Here is a 13,368-nt window from a genome sequence, read left to right as displayed (position 1 = left end):
GGCAATCCTCACAAGAACTGAGCATATCTCAGACAGATCTAGCCTCTCTTTTGGGTGTGACTCGAGAGGCCGTAGGTGTTCACTTGAATGAGCTAAAACAAATAGGTGCGATCCAGCTAGGGTACAAAAAGATAAAAATAATAGCTCCTGCATTATTATCAGCTAACTTTTCTTAGTAAATGCAATCCTGATTACAGAGCTTGCCTTGCTAGTTGCTTAGTATGAGGTTTTTAATCTGTATACGGAGCAAAGATTTATGAAGCAAGTAACTACTAAGAAAGCCGTGTTGTTTCTAGGCTGTGTATTATTGTCGGGCCTGACATTTGCTAAAGACTTACCCACTGTTGAAGTGCTGCCAATCGAATTGGCGCAAAAGATAGCGAAAGCCGCCTATAAAAACTGTGTTGAGCAAGGAGCTACGCCTTCCGTAAGCATTGTTGATCAACAGGGTACGCTAATGTATTTTCAACGTGGCGAAAATGCCGGTCCGCATTCTGCTAAAACCAGCTTTCGTAAAGCCTATACAGCGGCCACACTTAAAATGCCAACATCAACATTTGCCGCTTTTGTTGATATGCCAAAATTTTCTCAATTGGCAAAAATGGGTGACGATATTTTATTATTAACAGGCGGTTTGCCTATCATTAATAAAAGCGCCGTTATTGGCGGTATAGGCATATCTGGTGCTCCTTCTCCAGAATTAGAAGAGAAGTGTGCAGCTGATGCGTTGGCGAGTGAGTTTAAATAGAGCACTAAAAGAGAAGCTATTTTGCTTCTCTCTTTTATATCTAATGTAAGCCTTGTGGCTATATGAAGTTACGATTATTCAATATTGTGGAAAGAAAGGGTTTGATCTGCTTTTTTATCTACTGATATTCACATTGTTGTGGAATCATTTTTGTGCGAGAAAAAACTAATATTGTTCTTTCCTGAGCGTTTGGCGACATACATTGCCGTGTCTGCATTCTTGATTAAATCGCTGGATGTATTTCCATCAGCAGGGAACATAGCAATACCAACGGAGGCGCCTACTTGGAGGACTTCACCGAGAATCTCTATCGGTTCATTAATCGAGTTGATTATACGATTAGCGACGTGCTCAATTTCGTCCTTTCCTTTTGGGTTGTCGAATATGAACATGAACTCGTCACCGCCTACGCGGGCAACAGTATCTGATTTTCGGACCAGCACTAGGAGTCTTTTTGCTACTTCTTTTAAAAGGTCATCGCCGACGTTGTGGCCAAATTGGTCGTTGACAAGCTTAAACCCGTCAAGATCAAGAAACATCAGTGCCAGACTGCAGTGATCACGGTTGTAATGAAGAAGTTTTTGATTAATTCGATCAGTCACTAAGGTACGATTTGGTAAGTCGGTTAAGGCGTCGTGAAAAGCCAAATGCTTTATATGTTCGTCTTTACGCCAAAGCGCCGTAATGTCGCTGAACACTGATACATAACGAACAGGCTCGCCATCAACATCGCGCACCATACTGATGGTCATACGTTCAAGATAAAGGTCTCCGTCTTTACGACGGTTCCATATCTCGCCATTCCATCGCCCCTTCGTTTTAATTGCCTCCCACATGGATGCATAAAATGCTTGGTCGTGCCGGTTAGATTGCAAAATGCGAGGGGTTTGTCCGATGGCCTCATCAGCCGTATAACCGGTTATCTCGATGAAAGCAGGATTAACTGACAAGATAATGCCATTGGCATCTGTGATCAGGACACCATCAAGGGTGTTTTCAAAGACACAAGCAGCGAGTTTGAGTTTCGCCTCCGTTTCCTTGAGAACCGTGACCTCGCTGGCCAGAATTGAAAACCCTTGTACAGTGCCGTCGGAACCAAAATCCGGGATGTAGTGCCCGATGATATACCCGACGTTCCCGTTGGCTTTGTTTAGGGTTCGCTCAAAGCGTTGTGGCTTGCCCTCGAGGGCATTGCGAATATGAGGTTTATTCATCGCAAAGAGTTTCTCGCCTGCCAAGTCCTTAAACGTCATGCCGATAATCTCTTCGGGTGGCTTTCCGAACCACTCACGATAAGCATTGTTAGCATAGCGGCAACGCAAATCAGTATCCCAATAACCGATCATACTTGGCATACTATTAATGATTGATTGGGCGAATTGCTCACTGTTTGTACTGGTCTTTAAGGCGGCTTCAGCTTGGAGGAGTCTTTTGTGAGTGCAGTTCAGTGTTTCGATAAGGTATGAGATAAAACCGCAGATGGTAGCAAAAATGGCCATATCCAGAAGATCAAAGCGATTGTCGATAAAAGGGTGAGAAACAAAAAGCGGCCATAAATATGTGATAGTGAGGCAAGCAAGCACTGTTGCGAACAGCGCGGCGTTCAATCCAGCATAGAGCGCAGCAACAATTATCGCAGGGTAGAATGTCAACCAGACTGCTTCCGATTCAAATGTTTGTAACGGCCATATCCTCAGACCAGCGGCTACGCTTATAAGAAGGAAGGCTATTATAAAGTGTTTAAGATGCTGTAAGACCGTTGCATTGTTTGCACTTTGGCCTTCGCCCGTTGTGATATTCATGCTTTATCTTTGAGCATGGTTCTTTTAAAGACCTTAAACCCGATGCTACTAATACACGATGCCATAGAACCTACCTTGTATTGCTAATAAAGAGATAGGCAGTAGCCTTCAAACCTTTACGCAATAATCTAAGAGTAGACTGCGCCACAGTTTATGCAATCTCTGATGAATGAAATTATGAAACACGCTGATAAAATCTTCATATGTGGCTTTAAGCAGAGATCACTCTTTGTCTAAAAGGATTCAAAACTAATTACTGAGTTGGGTATTTTTATCAGTGCAGCGGTTGCATCTATACTAATAATATTAATCCCCTAAACTCAGAGTGACGTTATGTACAAACATTTCTTTAGATTTGACAGGGGCTGTAACATTATTTTTATCGAGATTGCACTGTGAAAATAATAACTGAGTCCATTTCTGCAACATTCGGGCTCAATAATGTAGACAGCATGATATTCGGTACTCTGCTGAGCAATCGACTCTCCTTTTTATCCTCATATGATGTTGCAATGGAATCGGGATGGATATCGATCTCAAACAACATTTCTAAAACTTACTATACCTTGAGTGGATCTTTTTCTTTTGCTGATTTAAGTAAGCTCGATGGAGCGTCAGGTGAAGTATTTGATTTTCGATACCTTGAATCTTTAGGTGCTGGGGAAGGATATGACCGTGTCTCTTATTCTGACACAAGCATTGATTTAACCGTTTTATTCTTTGAATCTGAGTGGTCTGCTCTACTGTCCGGTGATGATGATATATCGGGTGGCGATAACTCAGACTCGCTTGTGGGTTACTCGGGCAACGATGTTTTAATCGGAGGAGGTGGTGACGACACAATAGAAGGTGGCGATGGAAGTGATACGGCAGTGTATTCGGGCGCTCGTGCAAACTACAGCTTTACCGAACAGGATGGTGTGCTCACAGTTTCGGATCTCGTTGGGTCGGATGGTATAGATACGCTGACGGGGATCGACTTTCTCCGATTTGCTGATGCTGCAATGACCAATGCCAACGGTGCGTGAAGCGGCAGATAAGGATTTGGTGCAATGTCTATGGGGGTTCACTACCTCATGTGCAGTGGTGTTTGGCAGCAAATTTATTGGTGCGCTTGGTCATCAAACGAAACGGCTTTCTCTGCGCAGCGGGCTGACCTCAGGAATGGTTGAGACTTTCTTCAATCGAAAGATCGATGTTTTGGTATCTGAGGAGACGCTGGCCGGTGTTAAAAGAGTCGTCACTCTAGAACTATTCAGCTGATTGCTCGTAAGGGAGAGCTGGGCGCTATTCCAGGTAAAATAGCAGCGTTGATTCAGTCGATCCTCGCCAATGATATTATTCCCAGATTACAGGTGCAGGCGCCTTGGATAACGGATGAATTATTCAACTTAGCACCGGAGCTCAAAAAGGCTGAATCGTGTGATGTGGACGATGCACTGCTATAGGCTAGAAAGAAATTTTACGTTATTGCGTCCACTTTTTTTCGCATCATAGAGTGCTTTGTCTGCTGTGATAATAAGGTCTTCATCGGGCTTGGCAATGTTGAAGGAAGACACACCAAAACTAGCTGTTATGCGAGTATTTTTAATTTCTTGAACGCTAAGGTCGAGTACTTGTGAGCGAATACGTTCTGCCAACTCTATAGCGGCTGAGCTTGATGTCTTAGGAAGTATTATAATGAACTCCTCTCCACCATATCGACCGCAATAGTCGGCTTCGCGAAAACTAGGCTTGAGGATTTCAGCAATACCAATGATGACTTGGTCTCCGGCTGGGTGTCCGTAGACATCATTGATTGATTTGAACTTATCAATGTCGAGCATGATTACTGATAGTTTTTCTTTATATCGTTGTGCAAAGCTCAACTGTTTCTTCAACAACTCAATTGACGCATTATGAGTTAATAAGCTGGTCATGCTGTCGATAAGAGTCAGATGATTAAGCTTTTTATTTTTCTCTTCTAGCTCCTGGGTTCTCTTTAGGACCAAGTTTTCCAGCTCTTTGTTTGAGCGTTGTAGGTATGCCGTGGCGAGTTGAGTAGCCATCTGTTTTTCAGCCTTCAGGAGGCTAATCCTGTCCATCAAAGCATAGCCTAGCAGGGAAACTTCTATAGTTGAGCCTAATTGTATTGCGTAAACAGTGATAAATGAATGTGGAACAAAGCCTAAGAACAGCAAGCCGGCGAGGAATATTCCACACAGAAATATAACCCATGCCGCTAAAAAATATTTGGCTGGTCGGTACCCTTGTATGACTGAACTAATTCCAGCGATGAGAACTATAGGAGGCAAAGATATACCGGTTAAAGCGAGTAACCTAACACCAAACGAATAACCTCCAAGGAGGCTGCTCGCTATTCCGATACATGTGAGGACAATGACAAGCATGAAGACGTAGAAGAATGTTGATTTTTTAGTATTCCATATTCGTAGAAAGCTCCCCGAAAAGGCAATACCTCCAATGGTAACAAGCCCCACTGAAACAGCGGTTAACTGGCTTGTCAGGATGGGGTGACCAGGCCAAAAATAGTGATAACTAAGCCCGTTTAAGCACAGTTGGAAAATAATGTACGACAGCAAATAGAGAGAGTAGTGGAGAAAGAGACGGTCTTTTATTTTGAGGTAGAAAGCAAAAGCGGAGACCATCAACAGAAACATGATGCCGTAGTAAAAGCCTAATATTAGGTTCTCGGTCTCTACGTATTCTATAAATGCTTTATAGGTCCATAGAGAGAGAGTAATTTGCATCGATCCTTCCGTTTGAAGTTGTAAATAATAAGTGCGCTCTTCTCCCTGATGCATCGGCAGTTTAAATAGAAAGTTACGGTACGCTATATCTCGCTGAGAGAATGCAACGTGATCGCCAGTTTGCTTGATAGAAAACCCTCCGCTTCCGTCAGGCAGGTATAGCGTTATTTTATCGATTAAGGAGTTGGCGAACTGAAGCAGTACAGGATCTTTTTGTCTAGTGGACTGCTTGATCGTGAATTTAACCCAATAGGTTGAGTTGCTAAAGCCAAAATTATTTCCGATTTCTTGGGTCGGTTTGAATAAGTGAGCGGTGGCATCTTGCTGAATTGAGTAAATCGATTGCTTATGATCTGAGTCCACCAAAATTTCTGAGTAGGGTGTAAGGTCAATAGTGCCTTCAATAAACTCGGTCGAGGATGACGCTTGGGGCGATGCGAGGATATTGCTACATTGCATAACCAAAATGAGTATAACAAGCCCTAATTTACTGACTTTCATGGGGCACCAGTCGCGTAATCTAACGTTTAGCAATATATGTGCTTTAAAATCCCAAATCATCAGGCTAAAACTGGCTGATTCATGATTGTTGATCTAGGCTTAATTAAACTAGAATCTAGTATTTGTCAGCATTAAATCATTATGTTAATAAGTATAGCAGCATATCGTAAAACGCCATAACTGCGGGCTATACGGCTAGACTAAGGTTTATAAAACTAACTGTTCATGGGCATGATTGATAACGTAATTCAAACAAGATATCCATGATAAATTGAGGAATGTAGGTTCTATGGCTCATAGCAGTTTAGCATGCCCATTCTGTCAAACCTCAAAATCTCAGGTCAAAATCACGGATAATAACGCCTATCAAGTTTGCTGTGATAATTGTTTGGCGATGGGGTCTGCGGCGGGTACAGAAGAGCTGGCTTTACTGCAATGGAAGAGTTTTTGTCAAGAAGTAAGCTTGTCGAAATTTGTTATTGACGAGTCGCCTAATATTGTTTCTATAAAGGATTGGGATGGACGATTCATACTGGGTAATAGAGCGCTTGCCAACCTGTATGGCACTACACTAGAAGAGCTTGTCGGCCATGATGACGGATATTTTAATCCCAATCAGGAACAAGTTGATTTCTACCTCGAGAATTTGCGCGACGTTATCGGGTCCGGAGAGGTTCAGAGGGTCGAAGAATCATCAACTGATCATGAAACGGGTGATATTAAACATTACCTTTCAGTCAAAAAGCCCTTCTTTGGGCCTTCAGGTGAGCCTGGAGTCTTGATTATTGCCAATGATATTACCGAACTAAAATTAGCCTATCAAAAGCTGGAAGAGCGAGAAAATCGATACGCTTATGCAATGGATATTGCCGGGGAAGGTCTCTGGGATTGGAATCTCCTAAATAATACGGTAACCCATAATAAGCGTGGCTGCCAAATTATGGGGCTTGATGATAAGTGTTTGCAGCACCCGATAAAGGATTTTATTGCGCTGTTGCATGAAAGTGATCGCCACGCAGTATCAGAAGCGCTTGAAAATATGTTGAAAGATGCGACGGGTGAGTTTATTTATGAACACGAGTATCGTATGCGTCGTGCAAATGGTGAGATTTTTTGGGTACTTGACCGTGGTGAAGTGGTGGAACGAGACGACGATGGTAAACCAGTAAGAGTCGTCGGTGTTATACGAGATATTGATGAACAAAAAAGATATGAGCTTCATCTTAGTGAAGCAACACAGGACCTCTCTTCTATCAATGTGCAGTTGGAAAAGACGGTAAAACAACGCACAGATGAGCTGTATAGAAACGAAGAACGTTTTACGCTGGCTATGCGCAGTGCCAACGATGGTTTATGGGACTGGGATGTTCTAACAGACCGGGTTTATTACTCGCCTCGTTGGAAAGGCATGCTCGGGTATGAGTCGGATGAGTTAGAGCCTGTCCTTGCTACATGGGCTACGATGGTTCACCCGGATGATAAAGATAACGTATTGAAAAAAGTAAAGGATTACTTATCAGACGAAGAGGATCAGTTTGAAGTTGAAATGCGCATGCAGCATAAGAGTGGTCACTATATATTTATACGATCTCGCGCATTTAAGGTTATTTCTAAATCTACTGGGCAAGCCGTCCGTTTAACCGGAACTCATGTTGATATATCGGATATAAAAAGGTCAGAAATTTTTGATAAACGCACGACTCATATCCTTGAAATGATTGCCAAAGGAAATGCGGCATCTGAGATTTATGATGAGATAGCGCTTCTCTATGAAAATCGATATCCCGGGTTGCGCTGCTCAATGCTTGAACTTGAAGGAAGGACTCTTCTTCATGGTGGTGCTCCCAGTCTGCCCAAGGCTTATTGTGAGGCAGTGAATGGTCTAAAAAATGGTCCTCAGGTCGGCTCTTGCGGCGCATCGACTTATACCGGTAAGCGCGTAGTTGTTGAAAACATTAGTACAGACCCTAAATGGATTAATCTTAAAGATATTGCGTTGCCTCATGGCATGCGTTGCTGCTGGTCTGAACCTATAATAAACTCTTCAGGCACGGTTCTAGGTGCTTTCGGCATGTACTACGACCATCCCGCAATACCTAATGATGAGGAGTCTGGTGCCCTTACATCTGCGGCAAGGCTCGCGGGTATTATTATGGAAAGAGAGCATAACCACCGGCAGATACGAGAGTTGGCCTACAGAGATACGCTGACTGGGTTATCGAGCCGAGGTTATTTCTATTTAACCCTTGAAGAACTCCTCAAGCTGTCTGAGCGCAACCATAATCAATTTAGTTTGCTCTATTTGGATCTAGATGATTTTAAAAATGTGAATGACAGTCTGGGCCATGATACCGGAGATCTCTTGCTCAAAGAGGTCGCTGAACGAATTAAGGAAGCTTGCCGTGAAGCTGACTTTATAGCGCGTCTTGGTGGTGATGAGTTTTGCATTATCATTCACGATGTAAATGAGAATTATCATTCAGTAAAGATAGCTGAACGTTGTTTAAGCTTCATATCACAGCCGGTTACACTAGCAGGTAGGAAGCTTGTGCCTGCTTGTAGTATTGGAATCGCGCACTATCCAACAGATGGTAATAGCCTTAATACGTTAATAAAAGCGGCAGATACCGCTCTATATGAAGCTAAGAATCTAGGTAAAAATCGTTACTCCTTCTATGAATCAGAATTTACTGAAAAAGCGGAGTATCGATTTCAGGCTGAGCAGCACCTAAGAGAAGCGGTTGAGCAGCAGCAGATAACGCTTGTCTATCAGCCCCAGGTAGATATTACCTCGGGTAAAATTATCGGTGTTGAAGCATTGTCACGCTGGCACCATCCGCAATTAGGACAAGTGCCGCCCGTCGATTTTATTAAAATTGCCGAACAGATCGGTTTAATCAAACCCTTAACCGAATGGATTTTACAAACAGTTTGCGATCAAATGGTCTCTTGGGGCAGTGAAGGCTTTATCGATATCCGTACGGCAGTCAATATTTCACCGGATCATTTTTTAGATGAAGGCCTTGTTTCTTTTATAACGCAGACGTTAGAAGCGACAGATATTGCTTCCGATAAGTTAGAGTTAGAAGTAACAGAAAGTACAGTACAAACCAATATACAAAACCTTTCAGCATTTCAGCGTCTGAAAGACCTTGGCATCTCGGTGGCCATAGATGATTTCGGAACTGGTTACTCATCATTTTCATCTTTGCAGCATATGAATGTCGACATTCTAAAGATCGATAAAAGCTTTATTGATGGCATCTCTTTTGATCCAAAAACATTAACTTTAGTCGGCTCGATGATAGAAATGGGGCATAACTTAGGGTACAAAATCATTGCTGAAGGGATCGAGTCGCAGAAACAGTTAGAGTTACTTCGAAAATTGAAGTGCGATATAGGCCAGGGTTATCTATTTAGCAAGCCGGTAACCGCTGAAGAAGTTTCCTTGCTGCTTGGTTTTCAGCTGAAGAGTATCTAGATGTATTAATGTGCGGATTATCTAAATTAACTATTACTTTGCTAGGTATGTTTCAGATACAACAAAGCCCCACATTTGTGTGACTTAGTGATTGATTTGGCACTACTTAAATACGGGAACAATTAAGAGTAAACGGAAATAAGTGGGCGCGGTTACTGGGCTGTAGGCGAATATAGAGGAGTAGCAGGAAAATTTAGACTCGTTAGAATTTAGCGCGCTGCATCTGCAATATTCATAGAAGTAGCGCGTTGTTTGTCACTTATATAGTCCAGCTAGCAGCCCATACTACCTGGCCGATCACATCTAGTTCATTTAATCTTTCTTTTGGAACATGTGTCGTTTTATATGCTTTATTGGTGCTAATGATTTCAACACCATCTAACGTGCGCTGCAGTCGCTTGGCATATAGGTGGCCATCCAAGCGGATCACATAGATACCTTCACCTTTCACTTCAGTTTTAGCGTGATCGATCATCACGGCGTCGCCGTCTGACAGATCTCCTTCCATTGAGTCCCCTGTAACCCTTATAGCCGATAGTGTTTTAGCATCCAGCCCCTTTTTGCGTAGGCTGTATTTAGTGAACGCTAACTGTGTAAGAGGCCGGCACTCATCATTCCAAGAGCCGCTACCTGCACTACATTCCGCATCGTAAAGCGTTACATATGCATATTCTTCTGAAGGAGTGGTTTGATGACTACTAGCAGCCTCACTAATTTTAGGATCTTCGCCTCTTGCTAGCCAAGCAATATTAACATTCGCGGCATAGGCCAGTTGATCTAAGCGATCCAGTGTAGGAAGTGCTCCACCTTTAAGATACTTACGAATAACGCCTTCAGATAGGCCTGCTTTTATCGCGTACGAACGTACGCTTCCGCATTCATCAACAAGAGATTCAAGGCGCTCAGAGAAGCGTCCGATTCTATCGTTGGGAATAGGACGCTGTGTCCGTTTCTCTGGTGTCAGATTTTCGTCATCATAAGCCATTGAAATACAAAGCCTTTTATAATTAAGCGCGTACGAATATGAATAAATAAAATCGGACGCGTACATTTGTATTGATTTGCGTATAAATGTGATCTAATCTGTATTACAAGTTAGCCACACAACTAACCGTTACAAGTAATACATAAAAGGGCAAAAAAATGAGCAAATCATTGATTCACTCACCAGTTGAAGACTGGACACAAATTGAGGTGCTTGCCGCAGTTAAAGCACGCGGTAGCAGCTTCCCAAAATTAGCGCTAGAAAATGGTTATACCAACACTCGTCAGTTGTACCACGTGTTCTATCGTACTAACGCCCCAACGGCTCAAAAAATCATTGCCGAGTTTCTTGGCCGTCGCCCCGAAGAGATCTGGCCTTCGCGTTATCAGTCTTCAGTTCCTAAGTGTACCTCACCTGCTGAGCGTCCGCATGTCCGGGTTGCTTAAGGTCATGTCATTTCCCCTTATTGGTTTATGTAACCAGCCTAGCTTGGCAATGCATCGTCGCATAGAGGCACAACCGGTTTTTGATTATGTCAACGCTCACGGGGAGGCACCCAAATGACACGTGCAGTCTGGAACCGCAAGCAAGCACATAGCCTCAGGCATGCAATGGAGTTGTGCGTTAACTATGCCAAGACAGAGCTTAACCGTAGTGTTGAACAGATCGCAGAGCTTATGGGTGAGGCTAGTCATTTCACGCTTTATAAGTGGATGGAGTCAGGGCGGATGCCTTCGATACGCGTCAAGCCTTTTGAGCATGCATGCGGGATTGATTTTGTAACGCGATTTAACGGCCAAAGCGCTGGATACCTAATGGTAAGGATGCCGCAAGGGCGGAAGGTTAAACACCGTGACGTAAACGAGTTGAGCCGTTATGCCCATGAAGTATTGGGGATGGTAATGGACTTCTACGACACGCATGAAAGCCCCGATGAGGCGATTGCAGGCCTTAGTCAATTGATGGAAGACCTCGCCTTTCAGCGGGGGAATATTGAAAAGCACCGGCAGCCTGAACTGCTGCTAGGAGATGAATAATGAAGCAGTGGCTAACAGCTAAAGAGCTTGCAGGGCTGCCAGGGCTGCCGTCAACCGAGCGCCGCGTAAGAAGCATGGCGGATAATCTTGGTTGGGAATCCCAAAAGCGTGCCTTCGGTAAAGGCTTTGAATACCACATCAGCAACCTACCCGCTGATGCTCGCAAAGCCTTAGAAGTACAGGCGATTACTGCGCTGCTGCCAGGGGTTGCTACATGTAAAGAAATCGCTACTGGTACAGATGGCCCAATGACCCAGCGCCAGCGCGAAGCCACCGACGCACGCACTACGATTGTTCGCACTATCGAGAGCATGAACGCCCAGGGGATTAGCAAAGAAGCCGCTATGACGACTTTATTGTCACAAGCGATGATGGGCGCGTTAGAAAATGAAAGCCCCGTGTTAGACAAAGCCTTGCGTATGGCCAAAGACAGCCGAGGCCGAGGGGATAGTTCTTATCCGAGTGTTCGTACTCTTAAGCGCTGGTTGTCGCCAAATACCAAAAGCCTCGCACCTAAAGGCAGGCGTGATGTAGTGATACCAGAATGGGCCGCTACCTTTATGACTTGTTATCAACAGCCCGAAAAACCAACGGTTGAACATGCATATCGCCAATTTGAAAAGCAATGGACAGGTAGCACACCCAGCATCCACGCCGTGCGCCGCTTGCTTAAAAAGGTCGGTAACGTCAGCCGCGAACATGGCCGCATGGGTGCGCGTGAGATTAAGAACCTCATGCCCTTTGTGCGTCGTACTTTTGAGCAGCTAGTACCGGCAGATATCTACACCGCCGATGGTCACACCTTTGATGCAGAAGTCTCTCACCCGCGCCACGGCCGCCCGTTTCGCCCTGAGATCACCACCTTTATTGATATCGCTTCTCGTAAAGCCGTTGGTTACTCCGTTGATCTAGCCGAGAGCGGCATTGCTGTATTGGATGCGCTGATCGACAGCTGCACCCACGCAGTGCCCGCCATGCTGTATGTCGATAACGGTTCCGGTTACTGCAACGCCTTATTAAAAGACGAGGCGATTGGCGTACTGGCCCGCTTAGGCACCGATATTCGCCACTCACTGCCTTACAACTCACAAGCACGTGGCGTTATCGAGCGTGTCCATCAAACCCTTTGGATCGACGGTGCCAAATCTATTGCCGGATACATCGGTAAAGATATGGACCGCGAAGCCGCCCAGCTGCAACACAAGCTCAGTCGTAAAGCGATTAAAGAGAATGGCAAAACCCACCTCTTAGGCTGGGAGAACTTTATCGACTTTTGTGAAGACCGCATGGACTTCTACAACACCAAACCGCATGCATCACTGCCCAAGATGACCGACTCAGCCGGTAAACGCCGCCATATGTCACCCAACGAGAACTGGGCCATGCATCAAAGCAAAGGCTGGGAAGCGCACCTATTAACCCAAGACCAAGCCGCTGATGTGTTTCGCCCACGCGTTACCCGCAAAGTACTGCGCGGTGAGATCCGTCTACTCAATAACCGTTACTTCAGCCGTGAGCTAGAAGAGTTTCATGGAGACAGCGTGCAAGTGGCCTTTGATTTTCGTGATGCACAGTACATCTGGGTATATGACCAAGAACAAGGCCGCTTGATCTGTAAAGCCGAGTGGAACGCCAATACCGCTCACTACATGCCGATGAGTTACATCATGCAGGCCCGTGAAAAACGCGCGGATGCACGCCTAAAACGCGTTGAAGTGAAGATCGACGAGATAGAAGCCGAACGTCGCGGCAGCTATGCCCTTGATCAAAACACACCCACGTTTATACCAGGCATAGGCAACGTCCACGATATACAAACGCGTATCAAAGCTAAGCAACAGCCCGAGGTTATCGAAATAGAAGTGAATGGTCTACGGATGCCAGAGCAGATGACGCCGGATGAGCGCCTAGAAACTTACCAAGCTTATGAGGGTGGTGCCGTAGTACCTGATGAGCATCAGCACTGGGTAACAACCTACCCACGCTCGAAAGAATATAAATCGCTAACACAAAGATTCGCAGAATTCTGAGGGTCGGGGCTAAGCGCAGCAACGCCGCCCCGAT

At 44.7% G+C, this 13,368-nt stretch carries 11 protein-coding genes; 8 read left to right on the top strand and 3 right to left on the bottom strand.

What is annotated here, in order from left to right; genetic code table 11:
- Positions 1-56 precede the first annotated feature (56 nt).
- Both QZZ55_RS19995 and QZZ55_RS07925 read left to right on the top strand, forming a co-directional pair.
- Positions 57-176: a hypothetical protein gene (locus QZZ55_RS19995; RefSeq protein WP_366512301.1), complete on the top strand. Its 120-nt coding sequence runs from the start codon at positions 57-59 to the stop codon at positions 174-176.
- Positions 177-256: 80 nt separating this feature from the next.
- Positions 257-748, top strand: a complete 492-nt coding sequence (locus QZZ55_RS07925) for a heme-binding protein (RefSeq protein WP_293266784.1) — start codon at positions 257-259, stop codon at positions 746-748.
- 128 nt (positions 749-876) lie between these two features.
- Here QZZ55_RS07925 and QZZ55_RS07920 read toward each other — a convergent pair whose 3' ends face one another.
- A complete protein-coding gene (locus tag QZZ55_RS07920; protein WP_293266783.1) occupies positions 877-2,550 on the bottom strand; it encodes a diguanylate cyclase in 1,674 nt (557 codons plus the stop codon).
- Positions 2,551-2,945: 395 nt separating this feature from the next.
- Here QZZ55_RS07920 and QZZ55_RS07915 point away from each other — a divergent pair, with 395 nt between their 5' ends.
- Both QZZ55_RS07915 and QZZ55_RS07910 read left to right on the top strand, forming a co-directional pair.
- Entirely contained in the window at positions 2,946-3,578 is a 633-nt protein-coding gene (locus tag QZZ55_RS07915; protein ID WP_293266782.1) for a hypothetical protein, read from the top strand.
- Complete coding sequence (locus QZZ55_RS07910) at positions 3,562-3,813, top strand: hypothetical protein (RefSeq protein ID WP_293266781.1); 252 nt, start codon at positions 3,562-3,564, stop codon at positions 3,811-3,813. Before QZZ55_RS07915 ends, QZZ55_RS07910 begins: the two co-directional genes overlap by 17 nt.
- 179 nt (positions 3,814-3,992) lie before the next feature.
- On the opposite strand, the gene QZZ55_RS07905 is transcribed toward QZZ55_RS07910, so the two are convergent.
- Positions 3,993-5,801 (bottom strand): diguanylate cyclase, encoded by a 1,809-nt coding sequence (locus QZZ55_RS07905; protein WP_293266780.1) that lies wholly within the window; start codon positions 5,799-5,801, stop codon positions 3,993-3,995.
- A gap of 289 nt (positions 5,802-6,090) precedes the next feature.
- Between QZZ55_RS07905 and QZZ55_RS07900 the strand changes: the two genes are divergently transcribed.
- Positions 6,091-9,282, top strand: coding sequence for a bifunctional diguanylate cyclase/phosphodiesterase (locus QZZ55_RS07900; RefSeq protein WP_293266779.1), 3,192 nt, complete (start codon positions 6,091-6,093; stop codon positions 9,280-9,282).
- Between the two features lie 259 nt (positions 9,283-9,541).
- Here QZZ55_RS07900 and QZZ55_RS07895 read toward each other — a convergent pair whose 3' ends face one another.
- Positions 9,542-10,267 (bottom strand): S24 family peptidase, encoded by a 726-nt coding sequence (locus QZZ55_RS07895; RefSeq protein ID WP_293266778.1) that lies wholly within the window; start codon positions 10,265-10,267, stop codon positions 9,542-9,544.
- A gap of 158 nt (positions 10,268-10,425) precedes the next feature.
- Between QZZ55_RS07895 and QZZ55_RS07890 the strand changes: the two genes are divergently transcribed.
- The 3 genes from QZZ55_RS07890 (at position 10,426) to QZZ55_RS07880 (ending at position 13,334) form a co-directional block, all read left to right on the top strand.
- Complete coding sequence (locus QZZ55_RS07890) at positions 10,426-10,713, top strand: helix-turn-helix domain-containing protein (protein ID WP_293266777.1); 288 nt, start codon at positions 10,426-10,428, stop codon at positions 10,711-10,713.
- A 114-nt stretch (positions 10,714-10,827) separates the two neighbouring features.
- Positions 10,828-11,304 carry a hypothetical protein gene (locus tag QZZ55_RS07885; protein WP_293266776.1) on the top strand — a complete coding sequence of 159 codons (477 nt, stop codon included), beginning with the start codon at positions 10,828-10,830 and terminating at the stop codon, positions 11,302-11,304.
- Positions 11,304-13,334, top strand: coding sequence for a Mu transposase C-terminal domain-containing protein (locus QZZ55_RS07880; RefSeq protein ID WP_293266775.1), 2,031 nt, complete (start codon positions 11,304-11,306; stop codon positions 13,332-13,334). Before QZZ55_RS07885 ends, QZZ55_RS07880 begins: the two co-directional genes overlap by 1 nt.
- Positions 13,335-13,368 lie beyond the last annotated feature (34 nt).

Source organism: Neptunomonas sp. (assembly GCF_016744175.1).
Taxonomy (GTDB): Bacteria; Pseudomonadota; Gammaproteobacteria; order Pseudomonadales; family Balneatricaceae; genus Neptunomonas.
The sequence above is the reverse complement of the archived record's forward strand: the minus strand, read 5'-3'. Positions and strand labels throughout refer to the sequence as shown.